The organism is Streptomyces sp. NEAU-174, assembly GCF_052665095.1.
In genome coordinates, this window is the sequence record NZ_JBQTCE010000024.1 from 1 (window position 1) to 22,416 (window position 22,416).

Below are 22,416 nucleotides of genomic sequence, written 5' to 3' on the forward strand. Positions count from 1 at the left end.
CACCCGTTCGCCACTAATCCCCGGCCGAAACCGGTTCATCGTTCGACTTGCATGTGTTAAGCACGCCGCCAGCGTTCGTCCTGAGCCAGGATCAAACTCTCCGTGAATGCCTCCGGGATATCCCGGTAAACACTGCACGAGAGCGGAACCACCAGAGGAATAATCCAGTGGTTCACAGCGTCCTCGCTGTGTTTTTCTTCAAAGGAACCTCGTCCACGAGTGGACGGGGTATCAACATATCTGGCGTTGACTTTTGGCACGCTGTTGAGTTCTCAAGGAACGGACGCTTCCTTCGAAACCGTTTCACCGGTTTCTCCGGGCGCTTCCCTTCGGTGTTTCCAACCTTACCAGATCCGATTTCCGGTCGTTTCCGATCCGAATTCCGTTTCCGGTGGCCGCTTGGAGGGCCTTGCCTTTCGGCGTGTTTTCGACTTTAGCAGATGATCATCGGCCGAACCTAATCGGCTTCGCGTGATGCCTGCGGGTGTCAAAAGGTGCTCCGTTTGGATTTCCATCCGTCTGCGGAGCGGTTCAGATGCGCTTGGGGGGTGAGCAGACCCTGCTCACCACAACCGTTTAAACCTACCTCCCCGGACTACCTCGGTCAAGGACTCCGGGCAAGATTCTTTGTGCGGTCCGGCCGGAGGGCCTGTGCACTCCGTTCACCGCGACCTTCAAACGTACGCATCGGGGCTCCCCGGGTCAATAGGTTCCCGGAGATTTCTCATCGCCGCAGGTCAGAGGCGGTGAGATGACCGTCAGGCCGCGAAGGACGACGGTGGGCTCTCCAGGTGCTCCAGCTCGATACCCGGGGCGGCGAGCACCACGTCGCCGGCGATGTGGACCGTCCGTAGCTCTCCGGTGTCCAGCTCGGTCACCTGGTACTCGTCCACAACGAGCGGCCCGGTGTCGGTGGCGTGACCCTTTCTGTCGAGAAGTGCCCAGGACTGATCCAGGGTGAGGGGCGCGAGGACCGGATCGGTGAAGGCCACGAGGCGTACGCGGACGGCTCCGGCGCCCGGTTCCAGGCGTAGCAGCCGGGAGACGGCGACCAGGAAGGCCGGGGAGGCGCCGGTGAAGGAGTGGGCTCGGACATTGCCCTCGGTCGCGTGCTCACCGGTGGGGTCCGTGCGGACCCAAGTGACCCCCTCCAGGGCGGCGCCCCTGACCTGCCAGCTGGATGCGTGCAGCTCCACCCTCAGCGGGCGGCCGAGCTCGTCGAGGGTGAGGTCCACGGACCCGGTGTGATCGCCGGAGGGTGAGGTCCGCTGTGCGACATAGCGCCAACCACTGGGGCCGGGAGCGCACTGGAAGTGCTCCTCGCCCAGGGGGGCGTGATCGTGCGGGTCGTGGAGGGAGTAGCGGCCGCGGGGCATGGTGAGGTCCTTGACGAGCGTCGGGCCCGCCCGGCCGGATGGCGCGGACAGGCCCTGGGGCCCCCGCCGGGGCGGGGGCCGGGTCAGCGGCCGCCGACGGGGTGGTCGGCGGCGCCGGTGCGATCAGCGGATGCGATCAGTAACGGTAGTGGTCGGGCTTGTACGGGCCCTCCACCGGGACGCCGATGTAGGAGGCCTGCTCGGGCCGGAGCGTGGTCAGCTTGGCCCCGAGCGCGTCCAGGTGGAGACGGGCGACCTTCTCGTCCAGGTGCTTGGGGAGCACATAGACGTCGGTCGGGTACGACTCCGGCTTGGTGAAGAGCTCGATCTGGGCGATGGTCTGGTTCGCGAAGGAGTTGGACATCACGAACGACGGGTGACCGGTCGCGTTGCCGAGGTTCAGCAGACGGCCCTCGGAGAGCACGATGATCTTCTTGCCGTCGGCGAAGGTCCAGGTGTGGACCTGCGGCTTGACCTCGTCCTTCACGATGCCCGGAAGAGCGGCGAGCCCGGCCATGTCGATCTCGTTGTCGAAGTGGCCGATGTTCCCGACGATCGCCTGGTGCTTCATCTTGGCCATGTCCGAGGCAAGGATGATGTCCTTGTTGCCGGTCGTGGTGATGAAGATGTCGGCGGTCTCCACCACGTCCTCCAGGGTGGCGACCTGGTAGCCGTCCATCGCGGCCTGGAGCGCGCAGATCGGGTCGATCTCGGTGACGATCACCCGGGCGCCCTGACCGCGCAGCGACTCGGCGCAGCCCTTACCGACGTCACCGTAGCCACAGACGACCGCGACCTTGCCGCCGATCAGCACGTCGGTGGCGCGGTTGATGCCGTCGACCAGGGAGTGGCGGCAGCCGTACTTGTTGTCGAACTTGGACTTGGTGACCGCGTCGTTCACGTTGATCGCCGGGAAGAGCAGCGAGCCGTCCCGCTGCATCTCGTAGAGGCGGTGAACGCCGGTGGTGGTCTCCTCGGTGACCCCGCGGATCTCGGAGGCCAGCTGCGTCCACTTCTGCGGGCTCTCCGCGATGGTGCGGTTCAGCAGCTCGAGGATGACACGGTGCTCGTCGTTCTCGGCGGTGGCGACGTCAGGGGCGGCGCCGGCCTTCTCGTACTCGACGCCCTTGTGGACGAGGAGGGTGGCGTCGCCACCGTCGTCCAGGATCATGTTGGGCCCGCCGGTGGGGGTGCCGGGCCAGGTCAGCGCCTGCTCCGTGCACCACCAGTACTCCTCCAGGGTCTCGCCCTTCCAGGCGAAGACCGGGATGCCCTGCGGGTTCTCCTGGGTGCCCTCGGGGCCGACGGCGACCGCGGCCGCGGCGTGGTCCTGAGTGGAGAAGATGTTGCAGGAGGCCCACCGGACCTGGGCGCCGAGGGCGACCAGGGTCTCGATCAGCACGGCGGTCTGCACCGTCATGTGCAGCGAGCCGGTGATACGGGCACCGGCCAGCGGCTGCTGCTCGGCGTACTCCTTACGGATCGCCATCAGGCCGGGCATCTCATGCTCGGCGAGGGTGATCTCCTTACGGCCGAAGGCAGCCAGAGAGAGGTCCGCGACCTTGAAGTCCTGACCGGAGACGGCTGTCGTCATAAGTGCTGCTCCTCCTCGATCGTGTGCGAGCGAGAGTGGTTCGGCTGGGCATGCGAGGCGTCGGGCAGGGTCCCGCGACAACGGGCACACCTGTCCCCTTCTACCTCACAGTGCGCAGTCCGTCGGAGGCCCTCTCTCCCTCGGCCGACCCGCGGTGCGGGCCGCCCGACCGCCATCAGCAGCGACGTCTGGCTCGGTCACGAATCTACACCGATCGGCGGAGCGAACCCCAGCCCCCATCGGTCATCTTCGGCCGTACGGCTATGACCAGGGACGACGGTCAGGGCGACGACCAGGGCAACGACCGGGAGCGACAGCCAGGGGGACGACCGGGGCGACGGGTGTGCTGCTCGGGGGTTCTCGGTCTGCGTCGTTCGGGGGCCGATGCTCGCGGTGTTTCCGGAGTCGGGGGTTCAGGTCGTCGCTTTGATCACGCCCGGATGTATTGCACGATGCCGCGAGCGCGGGGACGCTGGCAGCTTCCCGCGCCCGCTCAACGCGTTAAGGAGAACCACGTGACCAGTCCAGCCGATCCCCCCAACGGTGCGGGGGCCAGCGGACCGGGGCTCAAATTGCTCGCGGTGACCGCATGTCCCACGGGTATCGCCCATACCTATATGGCCGCTGAGAAGCTGGCCCAGGCGGCGGAGTCGCTCGGCCACAGCATGAAGGTGGAGACCCAAGGCTCGATCGGGGCCGAGAACGTACTGTCTGACAACGATGTCAGCGAGGCCGACGGCATCATCATCGCCGCTGACAAGGACGTCGACCGCAGTCGCTTCGTCGGTAAGAGGGTGCTTGTCGTCGGGGTCGCCGATGGCATCCACCGGCCGCAGCGGCTGATCGAGCAGGTGCTGGAAGCGCCGGTGTACGAGGGCGACGGCTCCGGTGCCGGGCGCGGTGCCTCGGGGGCGGCGGCTTCCGGGGGTGGTGGCGGTGGCGGTGGCGGCAGTAAGGGGCGCAGCGTCACCTATAAGGCGCTCATGAACGGTGTCTCGTACATGATCCCGTTCGTGGTGGTCGGCGGTCTGCTGATCGCGGTGTCGCTGGCCCTGGGCGGTGATACGACGTCCAAGGGCATCGTCATCCCCGACGACTCCTTCTGGAAGACGGTCAACGACATCGGGAGCATCGGCTTCGAGCTGATGATCCCGGCCCTGTCCGGCTATATCGCCTACGCCATCGCGGACCGGCCGGCGTTGGTGCCCGGCATGGTGGGCGGCTGGATCGCGGCGCACGGCGAGCTGTACGACAGTGAGGCGGGCGCCGGGTTCATCGGGGCGATCGTCACCGGCTTCCTGGCCGGTTATCTGGTGCTGTGGATCAAGCGGGTCAAGGTTCCCAAGTTCGTCCAGCCGATCATGCCGATCATTGTGATCCCGATCGTGGCGACCTCGGCGCTCGGCCTCTTCTTCATCTATGTCCTCGGCGAGCCGATCTCCTGGGTCTTCGAGCAGCTGACTGATTGGCTCGGCGGGCTGACCGGCACGAGTGCGGCGGTGCTCGGCATCATTCTCGGGCTGATGATCGCGTTCGATATGGGTGGTCCGGTCAATAAGACGGCGTTCCTCTTCGGTGCCGGGCTGGTGTCCAAGAACCCCGAGGTCATGGGGGCGTGTGCGGCGGCCATTCCGGTGCCGCCACTGGGTCAGGGGCTGGCCACGCTGCTGCGCCGCCGGATGTTCGACGACCAGGAGCGGGAGACCGGGCTCGCGGCGCTCTTCATGGGCTTCTTCGGCATCACGGAGGGCGCGATTCCGTTCGCGGCGGCGCGTCCCGCGCGGGTCATTCCGGCGAACATGGTGGGCGGTGCGGTCGCCGGGGCGATAGCCGGGGTGGCGTCGGTCGAGGACAACGTGCCGCATGGGGGGCCGATTGTGGCGGTGCTCGGTGCGGTTGGTGGGGTACCGATGTTCTTTGTCGCCGTGGTGATGGGTACGGCGGTGACGGCGTTGGTGACGATTGGGTTGATGTCGGTGGGTGGGGGTGCTGTTGGTTCGGGGGCTGCTGCGGGTGGTTCTTCCGGGGCTGCGTCGGGTGCGGCTGAGCCCGTTCTTGCCGGGGTGGGCGGCGGTGAGCGTGCCGGGGAGGCGAGTGGTGCTGCGGGTGCCCGTAAGGCGGTCGCTTCTCAGGGGGTGGCCGCCGCCGCCGAGACCGGCGAGACCGGCGAGACCGGCGAGGTCGAGGCTGTCCCTGAGGGGCAGGTGCTGTCCGGGTATCTCACTGAGCAGACCGTGAAGGAGCGGCTGGCGGCCGACGGTAAGGACGCCGCGATCCGTGAGATGGCTGAGTTGCTGGCCGCGACAGGCAAGGTCGCGGATGCGGAGGAGCTGGTGCGGGCCGCGTTTGCCCGGGAGGACCAGGGCACGACTGGGCTCGGCGAGGAGATCGCGATTCCGCATGCCAAGACGGATGCGGTGACCGCTCCGGTCGTCGGCTTCGCGCGGTCCCCTGAGGGGATCGAGTGGGGTGCGCCGGATGGGACGAAGGCTCGGCTGGTGTTCATGATCGCGGTGCCGGAGGCGGATGCGGGGGATGAGCATCTGCGGATTCTGGCGTTGCTGTCGCGGAAGTTGATGGCTGAGGAGTTTCGGGAGCGGTTGTTGGGGGCGGGGGATGTGGAGGGGATTTTGGGGGTGCTTGGGGAGATTGAGTAGGGCGGGGGGGGTGGGTTTCTCCCCCACCCCGCCCCTTCCCGAAACCGGGGGCAAAGCCCCCGGCCCCCCACCGGGGCTTCGCCCCGGACCCCAGCTCAGGAGCGCGGCCCGGGCTCCGGGCTCCGGTTCGGAGCTGTGCCGGGGCCCGAGCCCGAGTGCTCCGCACCGGGCCCCGGTTCGGGGGTCTGCCCGGCCCCAGTCGAGTGCTCCGCACCAGGCCCCGGTCCGGGGACCTACCCGACTCCCAGCCCAGCGCTCCGGCCCAGACCCCGGCTCAGGGGCTCTGCCCCTCCCCCAACGAGCGCTCCGCCCCAGACCCCGGTCCGGGGACCTACCCGACTCCCAGCCGAGCGCTCCGGCCCAGACCCCGGCTCAGGGGCTCTGCCCCTCCCCCAACGAGCGCTCCGCCCCAGGCCCCGGTCCGGGGACCTACCCGACTCCCAGCCGAGCGCTCCGCCCCAGGCCCCGGCTCAGGGGCTCTGCCCCTCCCCCGTCGAGCGCTCCGCACCGGGCACCGGTCCGGGGACCTACCCGACTCCCAGCCGAGCGCTCCGCCCCAGGCCCCGGCTCAGGGGCTCTGCCCCTCCCCCGTCGAGCGCTCCGCACCGGGCACCGGTTCGGGGACCTGCCCGACTCCCAGTCGAGGGCTCCGGCCCCCGGGGTTCCGGTTTGGTTCCTGGGGGCGGAGGCTCGGTTCCCCCGGCCCCTGCCCCCGGCCCCTGCTCCGCCGGCCCGGCGGGGCAGGGGCGGCGCATGCCGTTGGGGTTGGTGGTGCGTTGTCGGGTGCGGGCTGTGGCCGGTTTGTGCCCGCCCGTTCCGCCCTGCGGAACAGATGCGCACAAACCGGCCGGGTCTCGCTCAGGCGGACGTCGTGGTGCGGAGGATGTCGGGTTCCAGGTAGATGACTCGGGCGATCGGGACCGCCTCGCGGATGCGGGCCTCCGCGGCGTCGATCGCGCGGGCGACCTCCGCGGCCGTGTCGTCGTGTTGGACCGCGATCTTGGCGGCGACCAGGAGCTCCTCGGGGCCGAGGTGGAGGGTGCGCATGTGGATCACGCTGGTGACGGTGTCGCCGTCCACGACGGCTTCGCGGATCTTGGCGACCTCCGTGGCGTCGGCCGCCTCGCCCAGCAGCAGCGACTTGGTCTCGGCCGCGAGCACCAAGGCGATCAGCACCAGCAGGATGCCGATGCAGAGGGTGCCGATGCCGTCCCAGATGCCGTCGCCCGTCAGCAGGGTGAGACCGACGCCGCCGAGCGCGAGGACCAGGCCGACGAGGGCGCCGAAGTCCTCCAGGAGGACGACGGGGAGTTCGGGGGCCTTGGCGCGGCGGACGAACTGGGACCAGCTCTGCTTGCCCCGGATCTCGTTGGACTCCTTTATGGCCGTACGGAAGGAGAAGCCCTCGGCGATGATCGCGAAGACGAGCACCCCGACCGGCCAGTACCAGTGCTCCAGCTCATGGGGGTGCTGGATCTTCTCGTAGCCCTCGTACAGCGCGAAGACACCACCGATGGTGAACAGCACGATGGAGACGAGGAAGCCGTAGATATAGCGCTCGCGGCCGTAGCCGAAGGGGTGCTCGGGGGTGGCCTCGCGCTTGGCCTTCTTCCCGCCGAGGAGCAGCAGCCCCTGGTTGCCCGAGTCGGCGATCGAGTGCACGCCTTCGGCGAGCATCGACGACGAGCCGCTGAAGGCGAACGCCACGAACTTGGCTGCGGCGATAGCCAGGTTCGCGCCCAGCGCGGCAACAATCGCCTTGGTTCCGCCTGATGCACTCATATGTGCCGAATTTCCCTTCCGCTTACATGGCAGCTCATGGCGGCTTTGCCAGTGCTTTACCGCCTCACGGCGGGCCATTGTTCCAGCCCCTCGAGCGGGCCGTACCTCAGGCGTTCACTGTGGCCCTGAACACAGTGCCATCACCGCTCAGGGCGGCCTCCTCGCCGGCCGGTACGAAGGCCGACTCCCCGCGCTTCAGCGGGAGCGCGCCGTCCGCGCCGCGCAGCGAGACCTCGCCCGAGGCGCAGAGCAGGATCTGCGGGCCGCCCGCTGGCAGCGGGCGGGGTGCGGCGCCGTCGGCGAGGACGTGGCGGGAGAGCCGGAACTCGTCGATCGGGGTGGTGTAGAGCTCCTCGCCGGAGGGGTCCGCCTCGGGGCGCAGCACGGCGGGGGCGGCGCTCTCGAAGCGGACGACGCGCAGCAGCTCGGGGACGTCCACGTGCTTGGGCGTCAGTCCGCAGCGCAGCACATTGTCGGAGTTGGCCATGATCTCGACGCCCAGGCCTTCGAGGTAGGCGTGCGGTACCCCGGCGCCGAGGTAGAGGGCCTCGCCGGGCTGGAGGGTCACGAAGTTGAGCAGCATCGCGGCGATCACGCCGGGGTCGCCCGGGTAGTGCCGGGCGATGGAGGCGTACGCCGTGTACGCCGGGGCGTGCGGCCCGTCCTGCGCGCCGAGCCGCTCGGCGGCGGCGGTCGCCGTCCTTACGGTCTCCGCCATCGCCTCCGGGTCGGCTGTAAGGACGGCGGTCAGCACCTCGCGCAGGGCGTGCGACTCCGGGTGGGCGTGCAGGATGTCGACGTACGGCTTGAGCGAGTCGACCTCGAGGGCGGCCAGCAGCCCGGCCGCCTCGTTCGGGTCGCGGAAGCCACACAGCCCGTTGAACGGCGTGAGCGCGCATATCAGCTCGGGCTTGTGGTTGGCGTCCTTGTAGTTGCGGTGCGGGGCGTCGGCCGGGACGCCGCGCTCCTCCTCGTCCGCGAAGCCCTCCTTGGCCTGCGCCAGGTCCGGGTGGACCTGGAGCGACAGCGGCGAGGCGGCGGCCAGCACCTTCAGCAGGAACGGCAGCCGGGGCCCGAAGAGGCTCACGGCGTCCGCGCCGAGCTCGCCCTCGGGGTCCGCGGCGATCACCTCGGAGAGCGCGACGGAGCCCGCGCCCCGGTCGACCCGGGACGGCGCCCCCGGGTGCGCCCCCATCCACATCTCGGCCTGCGGCTCCCCGGTCGGCCGGACGCCCAGCAGCTCCGGGATGGCGGTGGTGGAGCCCCAGGCGTAGGGGCGCACGGTGTTGACGAGGCGGTCCATGCGGTGCGGTTCCTGACTGTGCAGTGAGGGACGTGGGGCGGGTGGTGCGTGCCTTACGGCCTTGAGCACGGCCTTGGCTTCGAGTACGGCCATACCGCTTTGAGTACGGCCTTACGGTCGTACGGTCGTGCTCAAGGCCTGCTCAAGGTCTATGACGGCCTCAAGTTCTATCCGGCGAAGCGAGCGCGAGGTAAACGGCGGCGAAATCCGTGATGGCGAGAAGTTCCGCGGCGCTCTCCAGTGAGGTGCCCTCGGCAGGTTCCAGCTCGCTGAACGCGGTCTCGTGCGCCAGCGCGAGCTCCCGGGCGGTCGGCACGGCCGAGATGGGGCCCACCGGCTCTTCGTGGAGCAGCACGATCCGGGCGCGGAGCGCCTCGGGCTCCTCCACCCGGTCGCGGAAGAAGTCGTCCGGGTCGGCCCCGCCCGCGAACGCCCCGGTCAGCAGCGCGCCATGTGCCGCGAGCGCCCCTGGGAGCTCGGCGACGAGCGCGGGGCGCCCGGCGAGCGCCGCGAGCAGCCCGGAGAAGCGCCGTCCGGTCGCGGCGGCGACCGGGCCCTCGGTCCACAGCAGCGGCAGCGCCCCGGCGAGCTCGGCCGCGAGCGTCTTGGCGGGGTTGGTGTAGGTGGCGATGGCCGGGCCGCAGCGCTCGGCGACCTGGTCGAGCCGGTCGGCGACCTGCTGGAGCGCGGTGGGCGGCGCGGACACCAGGCCGATTCGGTCGACCAGCAGGAGCAGCGGGGTGAGCAGGGCCCACAGCGTGCCGGGCAGCGCGGGGCCGGTCATCTCGTCGGGGGCGGTGCCGGGCGGCTCGACGGGCTGCGGGACGGACGGCGTCCCGTACGGGGCGGGGGCGTCGCCCAGGGCGCCCTCGGCGAGGGCGGCGTCCTCGGTGCCGGGCGCGCCGGGCGCATGCAGGTCCCCGCGGTACGGGTCGGTGCCGTACCCACCGGGGTCGTACCCGCCGGTGGCATACGGGGCCGAGCCGTACGGCGCCGTGGCCAGCGGCACCATCAGGCCGCGGGCCTGGGCGACCGCGTCGGCCAGCGGGGACTGGCCCGGGGCCACCGAGACGATCGCGCAGCCGCGACGGTACGCCTGCTCGACCAGGCGCGGCAGGCCCGGTTCCGTGCCATCCGGGGTCGCGAGGACCAGCAGGTCCAGCGGGCCCGCCCAGCCGGGCAGCGTCCAGCGCAGGGCGCCCGGCGCGGGGGCCACGCCGGTGGGCGCGATCAGGCTGACCGGGCAGTTGCCTCCGCTCAGCGCGCCGAGGAGGTCGGCGGTGCAGCTTCCGGCCGCCCCCGGGCCCGCGACCATGACGGCGCGCGGGCGCCCGTCCGGCTTGAGGTCGCCTATACCGGCCTCGGCGGCGTGCCGGGCGGCGGTACGGACGCGGGCGCCGGCCTCGGCGGCTCCGCGCAGCAGCCCGCGGGTATCGGCGCGGGCGAGTGCCTCGGGGGCGTCGAGGAGGGATTCGTCGAGCATCGTGCTTCGGCCTCCGATCGCCGTGGCGGGCGGTACGCGTGGGATCGCGCGGGGCTTACGCGTGGGACCGCGCGGGGCTGGGCCCCGGCGGCGGGCCGCCGGGTCAGGCCGGGCGGCGCGCCTCGTCGACGAGCAGCACGGGGATGCCGTCCCGCACGGGGTACGCGAGACCGCACCCCTCGCCCGTGCACACCAGCTCGAGGGTCTCCGGGGACTGCTCCTCGCGCAGCGGGGCGTGGCACGCCGGGCAGGCGAGGATCTCCAGAAGACCGGCTTCGAGCGGCATGAGGTCGTCCCTTCGGGTATGCGTCCAGCCGGACATCGGTCCGGCGAGGTCAGCGTACCGCCGGGCGGGCCCGGGGCGCGGCCGGTGTGCCCCGGAGCCCGGGGACGGGCGGCCCACGTATGCCGCGGCCCGCGTATGCCGGAGCCCCCGGGGACGTCCCCGGGGGCTCCGGTTGTGGTGTGGGTCCCGCGCGGCCTCCGTACGGACGCGAGGGCCTCCGCAAGGGCGCACGCGGCTGCGGGAGCCGCGCCGATGGCCGTAACCGCCGCAGGGGCGCTGCGGACCTCCTGCTGGCCCATCCGCCTCGCTCGGGAGTCGGATGGCCCCGCGCCGAAAAGCCGTAAGGGCTGCGGGGTGTCCCGCGGATCTTTCCCCAACTCCGCCCCTTCATCCCGTAACCAGGGGCCGACGAGCCGACCGCCGTCGGCCGCGGTCAGCCCGCCGGTCAGGACGCCGGGGTCTGGGGCGGAGTCCCAGTTGAGGGAAGGGGCGGGGAGGGGAACAGCCCGCCGCAGGCGTCAGGGTCCGTCGGGCGCCCCTAGGCGCGGACGATGGAGAGGACCTCGTCGCGGACCTCGGCTGCCGTCTCCTCGTCCCTGGCCTCGACGTTCAGGCGGAGGAGCGGCTCGGTGTTGGAGGGGCGGAGGTTGAACCACCAGTCGGGGGTGGTGACCGTAAGGCCGTCGAGTTCGTCGAGTTCGGCGCCCTCGCGGCGCTCGTACGCCGCCTTGACGGCCTCCATGCGCCCGGCCTGGTCGTCGACGGTGCTGTTGATCTCGCCGGAGGCCGCGTACCGGTCGTACTGGGCGACCAGGTCCGACAGCGGGCCCTTCTGGCCGCCGAGTGCGGCCAGGACGTGCAGGGCGGCCAGCATGCCGGTGTCGGCGTTCCAGAAGTCGCGGAAGTAGTAGTGCGCGGAGTGCTCGCCGCCGAAGATCGCGCCGGAGCGGGCCATCTCGGCCTTGATGAAGGAGTGGCCCACACGGGTGCGGACGGGGGTGCCGCCGTTCTCCTTGACGACCTCGGGGACCGACCAGGAGGTGATGCAGTTGTGGATGACCGTCCCGCCCGGGTGCTTGGCCAGCTCGCGGGAGGCGACCAGGGCGGTGATGGCGGAGGGGGACACCGGCTCGCCGCTCCCGTCCACGACGAAGCAGCGGTCGGCGTCGCCGTCGAAGGCGAGGCCGATGTCGGCGCCGGTCTCCCGGACCCGGGCCTGGAGATCGACGATGTTCTTGGGGTCGAGGGGGTTGGCCTCGTGGTTGGGGAAGGTGCCGTCCAGCTCGAAGTAGAGGGCGTCGAGCTCGAGCGGGAGGCCCTCGAAGACGGTCGGGACGGTGTGGCCGCCCATGCCGTTGCCCGCGTCCACGACGACCTTCAGCGGCCGGATGGCGGTCAGGTCCACCAGCGAGCGCAGATGGGCGGCGTAGTCGTCGAGGACGTCCCGCTGAGTGATGGTGCCGGCCTCGGCGGCGGGCTCGGGCGCGCCGCCCTCCGCCCATTCCTCGACCAGGGCGCGGATCTCGGCGAGCCCGCTGTCCTGGCCGATGGGGGCGGCGCCCGCGCGGCACATCTTGATGCCGTTGTACTGCGCGGGGTTGTGGCTGGCGGTGAACATCGCGCCGGGCAGATTGAGATATCCGCTCGCGAAGTAGAGCTGATCGGTCGAGCACAGTCCGATCTCGGTCACATCCACCCCGAGCGAGGCGGCGCCGCGCGCGAAGGCCCGCGCCAGACCGGGCGAGGAGGGGCGCATGTCATGGCCGACGACGATCGCGTCCGCGTCGGTCACCCGGGCGAAGGCGGCGCCGAAGAGTTCGGCGAGCGACTCGTCCCACTGGTCCGGGACCACACCGCGCACGTCGTAAGCCTTCACGATCTGCGACAAGTCGGGCACAGCCAACCCCTTCTGGAGGTCCTGGTGGAGATGTCTCTACGGACGTCTCCGCGTACGTCCCATGCGGAGTACGTCCCCGCGGAGCACGTCCCTGCGGTACGTCCCCGCGGAGCACGTCCCCGCGGACCTCAAAACCTACCCGCAGGACCTGGGCCGGAACTGTGAGCCCCGTCGCGCGGCGTGCTACCAGCCATCCCGGACAGGGTCACGGCAGCATCCAGCTCAGCAGGAACGACGACTGCGCGACGACGATCAGGCACATCACCAGCAGCAGCACGAGGCTCCACGGCAGCACCTTACGGAGCAGATCGCCCTCGCGCCCCTTCAGACCGACCGCCGCGCACGCGATGGTGAGGTTCTGCGGGGAGATCATCTTGCCGAGCACCCCGCCCGAGCTGTTGGCGGCGGCCAGCAGATCCGGGGACAGCCCGGACTCGCGGGCGGCGGTCACCTGGAGGGCGCCGAAGAGGGCGTTCGCGGAGGTGTCCGAACCGGAGACGGCGACGCCGAACCAGCCGAGCACCGGGGAGAGGAAGGCCAGCCCGGCCCCGGCGGCGGCGACGAAATGACCGATGGTGGCGGCCTGCCCGGAGAGATTCATGACATAGGCGAGCGCGAGCACCGAGGTGACCGTAAGGATCGCATGGCGCAGTTCGCGCACCGTGGCCGCCCACTCCCGCAGGGCGTCGCCCGCGGTCACCTTCAGCACGGCGGCGGTGGCCACCCCGGCCAGCAGCACCAGAGTGCCGCCGGTGGCGATCAGCGGCATCGAGAAGACATTGGCGCCCACCGCCTTTCCAGCGGGGTCGGCGACGTCCAGGAACGGCCAGTCGAAGGTACGGGTGGCCTTGGCCAGGAGGTCCTTGACCGGGCCGATCTGGGCGATGGAGAAGATCGCGACGATGAGTGCGTACGGGGCGTAGGCGCGCACCACCTCCCGGCGCGGGTCCTCGCGGTCCAGGTCGTCGCTGCGTACGCCGGTGAGCACGGCGGCGCGCACCGGCTCCTCGGCCGGGCGGCGGGCGGCGGGCACGGCCATCAGCACGGCCGCGCCGACCAATGCCGCCGCGATGTCGGCGAGCTGGACGGAGAGGTAGTTGGAGACGGTGAACTGGGCGATGGCGAAGGCGACCCCACAGGCGAGCGCGGGTGCCCAGGTCTCGCGCAGCCCGCGCCGCCCGTCGACGAGCACGACCAGCAGCAGCGGGACGACGAGGGCGAGCAGCGGGGTCTGGCGGCCCACGACGGAGGCCACGGAGTCCAGCGGCAGCCCGGTGACCTGAGCGAGCGTCACCACCGGGGTGGCCATGGCACCGAAGGCGACCGGCGCGGTGTTGGCGACGAGCGCGACGACGGCGGCGCGCACCGGGTCGAAGCCGAGCGCCACGAGCATGACCGAGCAGATCGCCACCGGTGCGCCGAACCCGGCGAGCGCCTCCAGGAGCGCACCGAAGCAGAAGGCGATGACGAGGGCCTGGACGCGGGGGTCGTCCGAGAGCCGGCCGAAGGAGCGGCGCAGCACGTCGAAATGGTCGGTGCGGACGGTCATCCGGTACACCCACAGGGCGTTGACGACGATCCACAGGATGGGGAAGAGGCCGAAGAGCGCCCCCTGGGCGGCGCTGGAGACGGCCTGGCCGACGGGCATCCCGTACGGGAGGCAGGCGACGAGAGCGGCGACGACGAGCCCTATGGGGCCCGCGTAGTGGGCGCGCATCCGCACCCCGCCGAGCAGGACGAGGACGGTGACGAGGGGAAGGGCGGCGACGAGGGCGGACAGGGAGAGTGAATCGGCGACGGGGTCCAGCTGCTGCACGAACACACGGGCCTCCCGGCATGGGCCATCCCTGGAAGGTCACATCCGTGATGCGGAAACGGAGGACCCTGGGGTGCACGCATGGTCGTGTCCGCGCCAAGTCACAGTCAATGCTCCGTCAGCAAGTGATCCCGGGGAACGCCGTGGAATGCCTCGGAACGAGGGAAGACCGCGTAACGCGGGAAGATCGCGGAGAAAGTGGGGCGGGGTACGCGCGAAGGTCGCGGGAGATCGCCGGAGCGAAACCGATCAGGGCTCGGGTGGGGAACCAACCAGGACTCGGGTGGGGACCGATCAGGGCTCGGGTGACCGCAGGACTCGCAGATGGCCGCGGCGCGCGACCTCACGCGGGTCGCCCTCCCGGCCGCCGTGACCGCCTCCGGAGCCGCCGGAACCGGCCGCCGCCCCCGCCGCGCGCTCATGCGGGCGTGCGGCCTCGCGGACCGCGTTGGCCAGCGCCTCCAGATCGTCACCGCTGGGCCGGGGCGGACCGCTGTCGACGGCGAGCCGGACGACCTCCCAGCCGCGCGGGGCGGTGAGCCGCTCGGAGTGCTCCGAGCACAGGTCGTAGCAGTGGGGCTCGGCGTAGGTGGCGAGCGGCCCGAGAACGGCGGTCGAATCCGCATAGACGTACGTCAGCGTCGCGACGGCGGGGCGGCCGCAGGCGGTGCGCGAACAGCGACGTACAGGGCTCACGACGTTGGACGGTACCGCACTCTTGAGCGGGCCGCGACGACTCTCCACCAGCTCACTCCGCCGTGTCGTCCCGGTTCGCACCGTGCACCCGAAACGTGAACTTACTGGTTGACCAGCGTGGACCGCTGACGCGGCCAGAACCGCCGACAACGAATCCGGTCAGCAGTCGAACCGAGAGGGATCATCCTGGGCCAGGGAAGCGACTCAAGAGACGTCCGTTTTTGGACCCAAGCATGGCTGGAATGCTCATTTGGCGACATCCGGCACGGCTGTCCGGTAAGCGCATGAGGGTGGGTCGGCGACGGCTACCCTCGGAGTGATGACCAGGCCCGTACACCCTCACCCTCAGCAGTCCGAGCCGCGTCCCCGTCGTCGCGATCGCCACGGACGAGGTATGCGCGGCCCCATCGCGCCTCCCCAGGTGCCACTCTCGGTCAGCCGCGCGGAGTCATTCGTCGATCTTGTGCAGGACTCGGCGGAGCGGCTGGAGAGACGCTGGCCACAGCTGTCCGGGGTCGACTTCACGGTGCTCGAGGTGCCCACGTCGGGGCTCGGCGGCCCGGGGTCGGGCGGTGGCCCGGGCGGGCCGCCGGGCGGGGCGGACGGCTGGGACGGCGAGTCCGTGCCGCTCGGGCGCTTCATCGCGGCCCGGGGGGACGCGCCGGACCGGATCGTGATCTACCGCCGCCCGGTCGAGATCCGGGCGAAGAACCGGGACGAGCGGGCGCTGCTGGTGCATGAGGTTGTGGTCGAGCAGGTGGCGGAGCTGCTGGGGCTGGCGCCGGAGTCTGTGGATCCGCGGTACGGGCAGGACTAGGCCGTGGGGCGGGTGGGGGCGGCCTGCGGTAGGGGCCGGGGGCAGCGGGCACGCCGTACGGGCAGGGGCGGGGGCGGGGGCGTCCGGGGGGCGTGGCGCCTGCGGCGGGGTGCTTTCCCCTACCCGCCCCTTCCCGTAACTGGGGCTCCGCCCCAGACCCCGCTCCTCAAGCGCCGGAGGGGCTGGAAGGCCAAACGTCGGAGGGGCTGGAAGGTGGGGCTCCAGCCTCGGCCTGGTCGTCGTTGAGTCCCCAGCCCCGCCCTAGTCGTCGTTGAGTAGGGACAGGTCCTGGCCCGCCTCGGGTACCGCGACCGTGCCTCGGTCGTCCGGGAGCGACTGGATCGTGAACATCGGGACGCCGTCCTGCGGCAGCGCCAGCATCCGCGAGGCGTGCACCGGGCCGCCGGAGAGCCGCTCGACCGTCACCGCGTACGGGCCCTTGCCCGAGGTTGGGCGCGGTGGTTCCAGGGCCTTGGTGGTGCCGCCCTTGACCTCGTAGGTCTTGCTGACCGGGCTGCCGCCCCCCGCGCCCGCCGAGGCGGTGACGCGCACCTTGGCGGACCCGCGCGGGGCCACCAGGGAGAGCGTGGAGCCCTTGGTGCGGTTGTCGGCCGCGGTGGCGCTGCGCTCGATCGGGGCGGTCGCGGGGATGAACGCCGTCTCCTGGTCGCTGCCCTTGCCCCGGGTCACCTGGAGCGCGGCCACGACCGGTGTGGCCCGGCCCTCGCCGCCCTCGGGGGTGAGCAGCAGCGAGCCGGGCTCGCCCTTGGTCACGTCGCCGAGGTCGATCGCGCTTGTCATCCCGCTCTTGACGTGCAGCGACTCATGTCCGGCCGGGGCGATCGCGTTGTTCGGCCCGGCCAGCCGCACCTTGAGGTCCGCGTCGTCGGACCCGGGCGCGAAGACGATCAGGCGGGCTGAGGTGGCGTCCTTGGGGATGCCGGGGATCGCGACGCTCGTCGAGGGCACCGCGGAGGCCGGGAGCCAGTCGCTGCCCGCCTTCTGGTCCACGGCCTGCACGGCCGCCCCGATCCGGCCGGTGCGGGCCGTCACATGGAGCGAGGCGCCGGCCGCCCGCTGGTCGGTGAGGGTCGAGAGCAGGATCGGGACCGTGGAGCGGGGCGGGACCGTGATCGCTTCGTCGGTGGAGGGCTTCAGCCGGCCGCTCGGGCCGTAGAGCTTCAGGTCCACCTCCGCCGCGGCGTCGTCCGGGTTCGTCAGATGGACGAAGTCCTGGCGGTTCCGGTCGGTGCTGACGCCGGGGAGCCAGAAGTCCGTGTCGGGCGCCGTGCACGCGGTGCCCAGCAGGCCGCGCCCGCTGCCCGCGTCGACCGTGGTGGTCTGCTGGACGGTCCAGCCGGGCGCGAAGCGGCCGTCGGCGGTGCCGATGAGCGCGGGCGCGCCCGCGCTGCTCTCCTCGGTGGTGACGGGCTTGCCGGGCTCCTTCAGGGGCAGCACGGGCTTGTCGCCGCCCGGGGCCGCCTGGCCGCCCTTCCCGCCGTCCTTGCCGTCCTTACCGTTCTTGCCGTCGTCCTTACCGCCGTCGCCGCCCGGATCCGCCGTGTCGTCGGCGGGGCTCTGGGCGGGCAGCAGTTCGGCGGTGCCGTCCGTGGCGTCCACGCCGTCCCGCTTGGGCGTGTACGCGGTGTAGGTGGTGCTGCTCACCTCCGAGGAGGAGGGCGTCGGGCACAGCAGCGTCGAGCGCTGCACGGGCAGCCGGGTGGCGGCCTTGGCGGAGGCGTCCGCGTCGTCGGAGGAGCCCCCGGTGAGGGCCGCGACGCCGGTGACGGCGGCCAGCGCCGTGGCGGCGCCGATCAGGGACAGGGTGGTGCGGTTCATCGCTGCTGATCGCTCCCGTCGCGGCGGTCCTCGGGGTCGGCGCCGCCGTACGTCGTGTCGCCCTGCGGGGAGTAGCCGCCGTCGGCATAGGGCTGCTGCTGGTCGTAGCCGTAAGGGTCGGCGTACTGGCCGCCCGCGTACTGGTCCGCTGAGTACTGGCCCTCCTGGTCCGCCGGGTACTGGCCTTCCTGGTAGCCGGCCGGATACCCGGTGTCCTGATAGCCGCCCTGGTAGTCACCGGCCGGGTACTGGCCGGTGGAGTACTGGCCCGCGTAGCCCTCGCCCTGGTACTGCTCGCCCTGGTACTGCTCCCCCGCGTACCGCTGCTCTCCCTGGTACTGACCGGCCGGGTACTGGCCGTATCCGGCGTCGGCGTACGTCTGCGCGTCCCACTGCTGCCCGTACTGCTGCTGGTGCGGCACCGCCGCGTACGGGTCGCCGGCGGCCGTCTGGTCGCCGTAAGGGTCGTTCGCCATCGCGTTGTCGCCGTAAGGGTCGCCCATGGCGGCCGGCTCGGCGGTCGGCCGCATCGGCGGTTCACCCGGCATGGGCGGCTCGCCCGGCATCGGCGGCTCCCCCGGCTGCGGGGGAATCTCGCCCGGCTGCCCGGGCATGGCGGCCGCGGCGGCCTGGTCCGTCTCCGGCAGCCCCTTGGCGCCCCCGTCCTGGCCGCCCCCGTCCTGACCGGCCTGCGCCGCCTGCGCCTCCGCGGCGGCCCGCAGCCGCCGCGCCCGGCGGCCGTCGCCCGCCAGGTCCTCGGCGGTGACGGCGGCGGCCGCGCCCTCCGCGTCCGGCATGTCGTCGTCGATGTTCCGGCGGCGGCCCGGCAGCGCGAGCACCAGCAGCACGACCGCGAGCAGCCCCTGCGCCCACACCCATGCGGTGTGCGTGATGGGCGTGTCGTACGTGAGGTCCAACCGGCCGCCGCTCGCCGGGAGTTCGAAGCCCTGCGCCCAGCCGTCGACCGTCGTCGGCTTCAGCGGCTTGCCGTCGAGCGTGGCCTGCCAGTCGGGCGCGGACCGGTCGGCGATCCGCAGCACCCGCCCGGCCGTGCCGTCCGGGACCGTGGTGTGCGCCTCGACGGGGCCGGAGGCCACATGCACGGGCTTGGCAGCCGCCCCGCCCGCCGGGCGGCCCGAGGACTCGGCCGGGACGATGGAGACCCGCGAGACCCGCTGGTCGACCCGCCACAGCACGCCGCCGTGCTCCCGGCTGAGCTGGGTGAGGCCCGGGGTCGCGTTCAGCACCCGCTCCATCTCGGGCGGCGCGCCCTTCTGGACGTACACATAGCGCACCGCGTAGCCGCCGAGCTGACGGGTCTGGTCGGCGCCGGAGCCCGCGATCAGATTGGCCACCACGCCGTCCAGCCGGGTGTCGGAGCCGCCCGCGGCCGCGAGTTCGCCGTCGCCGAGCCGAGCACCGGAGCCGCGCACCAGGGCGTAGTCGGTGTGGGCGGCGCCGCTGTCGCCGCCGAGCACCAGGGTGCGGGCCTGGTCCTCGGTGGCGCTCTCGGCCGCCACGAACGCCGGGACCTGCGAGGGGTCGCGCCGCCCGACCGGGCCGTCCGCACCGCCCGTCATCCAGGTGACGGCGGTGTACAGCGGCGCGGCGACCGTGGCGACCGCGATCAGCAGCGCCACCGGCTGGCGCCAGCCGAAGCTCTGCGCCGCCACCCGCTCCTTCGCGTCCTCGGCGCCGACCACGGCGGCGGTCAGCAGCGCCAGGCCGTAGACGAGGGTCGCGGGCCCGGCCCAGCCGGAGCCGTTCGTGAGCGCCGCGAAGAGGAAGCCGGTGAGCGCCACGGCCCACGCGGTGCGCACCACGGTCTGCCGTTCCCCGCGCATCAGGGCGGCGAGCGCGGCCAGCACGAAGCCGAGCAGCAGCAGCGTGCCGCCGCCGTTGGGGCCGCCGGGGCTGAGCGCGAGCAGGTCCAGGGCGGACGCGGACCCGGCGCCGCGGTCCAGCCCGGCCTCCTTGAGGAAGCGGGCCGGGTCGGTGAGGAGGTCCAGCGACCAGGGGGCGAGCACGACGAGCGGGGTGCCGACGAGGCTCAGGAACCGCAGCCCGTACCCCATGAGCTGCTCGGTGCCGCTCTGCCGGTGGCGCAGCACGAGCACACCGGCGCCCAGGAGGAGCGCCATCGGCCAGACGACCGGGGTGAAGGCCATGGTGAACGTCAGCAGCAGCGCGTACGCCCACGTCGCCCGCCAGCTCGGCAGCCGCGTCCCGTTGCCGGTGAAGCCGGTCGCGGCGGCCGCCGCGCGGGCCATCAGCGGCAGCAGTACGGCGAGCACGGCGGTGCCGAGCCGTCCGCCCGCGAGCGCCCCGGTCGCGGCCGGGAGGAAGGCGTACGCGACGCTTCCCCAGGCGCGCAGCAGCCGGGACTCGACCAGCGGCCGGGAGGCGAAGTACGCGATGAATCCGGCCAGCGGCACCGAACACACCAGCAACAGGGTCAGCGTGAAGCCCGTGGAGCCCAGGAAGACCGTGGCCAGCGAGGCGAGGGCGGCCAGATACGGCGGCGCGGACTGCGTGCCGCCGGTGCCGACCGGATGCCAGCCGTCCACATAGCTCGACCACAGCTCGGAGACATGGGCGGGCGCGGGCAGCAGGGCCCCGCCCGCGAGCGCGCCGGCGCCGAGCAGATCCCGGCAGGCGACCAGGGAGACCACCAGCAGCACGAGGAAGAGCATCGGGCCGGGCTTGCGCGCGATCCGCTTGAGCCGGGCGAACTGCTCGATCTCCAGGAAGTCGGCGTCGTCGCCGCCGGGCCCGGACTCGACCGCGCCGTGCCGCCCGCCTGAGGACAGCTCGGGCTCGGAACGGCCGCCAATATTGCTGGCGACTTGCTCCACCGTCGCCCTTACGGTCGCGCCGGGCGGCGGGAAGAGCGGCCGCAGCTCGCTCGGCTCCGTCGCGGGGCGGCCTCTGCGCTTACGTGCGGCGAGGATCCGCCCCGGCCGCAGCAGGACGCCGAAGAGACCGGCGACCTCGTCCAGGGCCTGCCCCGGCACCTTGCCCACGAGATAGGCCAGGGTGCGCAGCAGCGTGCCGAACATCAGCCGCAGCATCACATAGGGCAGCAGCGCGCCGCGGGTGTTGACCAGCAGGGTGTAGACGGCGCCCGCCTTGTCCACGCGGTGCGGGTTCGCTACCGAGCGCCCCACGCAGTCGATGGGCCGCCGCTCGCGCGCGGACGCCTCCGCGTGCCGCAGTACGGCGTCCGGGGCGACCAGCACCTGGTGCCCGGCCGCCTGGGCGCGCCAGCACAGGTCGACGTCGTCGCGCATCAGGGGCAGCCGGGAGTCGAAACCGCCCAGCTGCTCCCACACATCGCGGCGCACCAGCATGCCCGCGCTGGACACCGACAGCACCGGGCGCACCTGGTCGTGCTGGCCCTGGTCCTGCTCGCGCCGCTCCAGGCCGGTCCAGCGGCGGCCGCTGCGGGCGATGCTGACGCCGACTTCGAGCAGCTGCCGGCGGTCGTACCAGCCGCGCAGCTTGGGTCCGACGATCGCGGGCTCACGGTTGGCGGTGAACTCGGCGTCGACCACCCGCAGCAGCTCGGCCAGGGCGTCGGGCTCGGGGGCGCAGTCGTCGTGCAGCAGCCACAGCCACTGGACGGGCTCGCCGTGCGGCAGCTCCGGCATGTCGTACGCGTCGTCGCGCCAGGTGCGGTTGACGGGGTCCCAGCCGCTGGGGCGCTTGAGGTAGGTGAGCTCCTCGGGGCCCAGCACCGGGGCCGTACGGACCGCTTCGGCGACGGCCGTGCCGAAGCCGCTGCGGCGCGCCATGTGCAGCACCCGCTCCTCGCCGAGGGTCTCGGTGAGGAGCCGGGCGGAGTCGTCGGCGCTGCCGGTGTCGGCCGCGATGACGCTCTGGACCGGGCGCTCCTGGCCGAGCAGACCGGACAGCGCGTCGGGCAGCCAGCGGGCGCCGTCGTGGGCGACCAGGACGGCGGTGACGACATGACGCGGATAGGCCGGTGTCTGAACCGGTTCGTGAACGGGCGCAAACGCGGCGGTGGCGGCCGGGTATTGGGCCGCCGGGTGGCTGTGCACGGACATCGAGGTACGGGCCCCGGTTCGCTGGACTGCGGTGGACGCGCGCACCCCATGGGGGCGTTGGAGCGTCTCGGACGGGGCCCCACACTAACGGCTGTGTATGCGGCCGGTCCGCCTCCCGTCGCCATGGGCTCGGGGGCGGACCGGTCGCGGTGGCTCACTCCGCCGTGAACTGTGCGGATATGTCAGCGCGGGTCATGCGGTTCTGCCAGGGCCGACGGATCCGGCGGCCCTGACGACGGGCCCAGCGGATCCTGGCGACGGGCCCGGCGGATCTGTCCGATGTCGGGCGCCGTGGGTCGGACGGCGGGTGTCGGACGCCGTGGGTCGGACGGCGGGTGTCGGACGCCGTGGGTCAGACGGCGGGTCCCGGACGCCGTGGGTCAGACGGCGGCCTTCTTCAGGCGGCGGCGCTCGCGCTCGGACAGACCGCCCCAGATGCCGAAGCGCTCGTCGTTGGCGAGGGCGTACTCGAGGCACTCGGAACGGACCTCGCAGGCGAGGCAGACCTTCTTCGCCTCACGGGTGGATCCGCCCTTTTCCGGGAAGAACGACTCGGGATCGGTCTGGGCGCACAGCGCGCGCTCCTGCCAACCGAGCTCCTCGTCCGCCTCTTCGACCAGCAGTTGCTGGAACAACTCGGTCATGTGCGCCCCTCGTCTGTCTTTGCGTCCCCGTGCCTGATGCCGTTGGTGAAGCGGCAGAACGACACGAGTGAAATTACAAGTGTGCCGATCCGGGCCAGTCAAGCCGAGATCTGCTATTGGGCCTCTTATTCACTCTGCGGAACCAAGGCTGCGCGGAAA

At 71.9% G+C, this 22,416-nt stretch carries 14 protein-coding genes and 1 rRNA gene; 2 read left to right on the forward strand and 13 right to left on the reverse strand.

Annotation, left to right across the window (positions count from 1 at the left end):
- The 3 genes from ACT2CW_RS44355 to ahcY all read right to left on the reverse strand — a co-directional run.
- Positions 1-107, reverse strand: a 16S ribosomal RNA gene (locus ACT2CW_RS44355); the annotation flags it as partial.
- A 651-nt stretch (positions 108-758) separates the two neighbouring features.
- Positions 759-1,376 (reverse strand): hypothetical protein, encoded by a 618-nt coding sequence (locus ACT2CW_RS44360; RefSeq protein ID WP_445520705.1) that lies wholly within the window; start codon positions 1,374-1,376, stop codon positions 759-761.
- A gap of 136 nt (positions 1,377-1,512) precedes the next feature.
- The gene (gene ahcY / locus ACT2CW_RS44365; protein ID WP_164436916.1) at positions 1,513-2,970 is read right to left on the reverse strand and encodes an adenosylhomocysteinase; all 1,458 of its coding nucleotides are present in this window, start codon (positions 2,968-2,970) and stop codon (positions 1,513-1,515) included.
- 515 nt (positions 2,971-3,485) lie between these two features.
- Here ahcY and ACT2CW_RS44370 point away from each other — a divergent pair.
- Positions 3,486-5,627 carry a fructose-specific PTS transporter subunit EIIC gene (locus tag ACT2CW_RS44370; RefSeq protein WP_445520751.1) on the forward strand — a complete coding sequence of 714 codons (2,142 nt, stop codon included), beginning with the start codon at positions 3,486-3,488 and terminating at the stop codon, positions 5,625-5,627.
- Between the two features lie 858 nt (positions 5,628-6,485).
- Here the strand turns inward: ACT2CW_RS44370 and ACT2CW_RS44375 are convergent.
- The 7 genes from ACT2CW_RS44375 to ACT2CW_RS44405 form a co-directional block, all read right to left on the reverse strand.
- Complete coding sequence (locus ACT2CW_RS44375) at positions 6,486-7,409, reverse strand: cation diffusion facilitator family transporter (RefSeq protein WP_445520706.1); 924 nt, start codon at positions 7,407-7,409, stop codon at positions 6,486-6,488.
- A gap of 106 nt (positions 7,410-7,515) precedes the next feature.
- Positions 7,516-8,712, reverse strand: a complete 1,197-nt coding sequence (gene manA, locus ACT2CW_RS44380; protein WP_445520752.1) for a mannose-6-phosphate isomerase, class I — start codon at positions 8,710-8,712, stop codon at positions 7,516-7,518.
- Positions 8,713-8,872: 160 nt separating this feature from the next.
- Positions 8,873-10,195, reverse strand: a complete 1,323-nt coding sequence (locus ACT2CW_RS44385) for an SIS domain-containing protein (protein WP_445520707.1) — start codon at positions 10,193-10,195, stop codon at positions 8,873-8,875.
- 103 nt (positions 10,196-10,298) lie between these two features.
- The gene (locus tag ACT2CW_RS44390; RefSeq protein ID WP_037954286.1) at positions 10,299-10,481 is read right to left on the reverse strand and encodes a Trm112 family protein; all 183 of its coding nucleotides are present in this window, start codon (positions 10,479-10,481) and stop codon (positions 10,299-10,301) included.
- Positions 10,482-11,019: 538 nt separating this feature from the next.
- Entirely contained in the window at positions 11,020-12,378 is a 1,359-nt protein-coding gene (locus ACT2CW_RS44395; RefSeq protein WP_445520708.1) for a phosphomannomutase/phosphoglucomutase, read from the reverse strand.
- 205 nt (positions 12,379-12,583) lie between these two features.
- Positions 12,584-14,200 carry an L-lactate permease gene (locus ACT2CW_RS44400; protein WP_138915325.1) on the reverse strand — a complete coding sequence of 539 codons (1,617 nt, stop codon included), beginning with the start codon at positions 14,198-14,200 and terminating at the stop codon, positions 12,584-12,586.
- A gap of 288 nt (positions 14,201-14,488) precedes the next feature.
- Complete coding sequence (locus tag ACT2CW_RS44405) at positions 14,489-14,938, reverse strand: DUF3499 domain-containing protein (RefSeq protein WP_020870815.1); 450 nt, start codon at positions 14,936-14,938, stop codon at positions 14,489-14,491.
- 346 nt (positions 14,939-15,284) lie between these two features.
- Between ACT2CW_RS44405 and ACT2CW_RS44410 the strand changes: the two genes are divergently transcribed.
- Positions 15,285-15,707: a metallopeptidase family protein gene (locus tag ACT2CW_RS44410; protein ID WP_206282499.1), complete on the forward strand. Its 423-nt coding sequence runs from the start codon at positions 15,285-15,287 to the stop codon at positions 15,705-15,707.
- A 261-nt stretch (positions 15,708-15,968) separates the two neighbouring features.
- Here the strand turns inward: ACT2CW_RS44410 and ACT2CW_RS44415 are convergent, their stop codons facing one another.
- The 3 genes from ACT2CW_RS44415 to ACT2CW_RS44425 form a co-directional block, all read right to left on the reverse strand.
- Positions 15,969-17,546, reverse strand: a complete 1,578-nt coding sequence (locus ACT2CW_RS44415) for a DUF5719 family protein (protein WP_445520709.1) — start codon at positions 17,544-17,546, stop codon at positions 15,969-15,971.
- Positions 17,543-21,613, reverse strand: coding sequence for a glycosyltransferase family 2 protein (locus ACT2CW_RS44420; RefSeq protein ID WP_445520710.1), 4,071 nt, complete (start codon positions 21,611-21,613; stop codon positions 17,543-17,545). Before ACT2CW_RS44420 ends, ACT2CW_RS44415 begins: the two co-directional genes overlap by 4 nt.
- Positions 21,614-21,993: 380 nt before the next feature.
- Entirely contained in the window at positions 21,994-22,257 is a 264-nt protein-coding gene (locus tag ACT2CW_RS44425) for a WhiB family transcriptional regulator (protein ID WP_004952403.1), read from the reverse strand.
- Between the last annotated feature and the right edge of the window lie 159 nt (positions 22,258-22,416).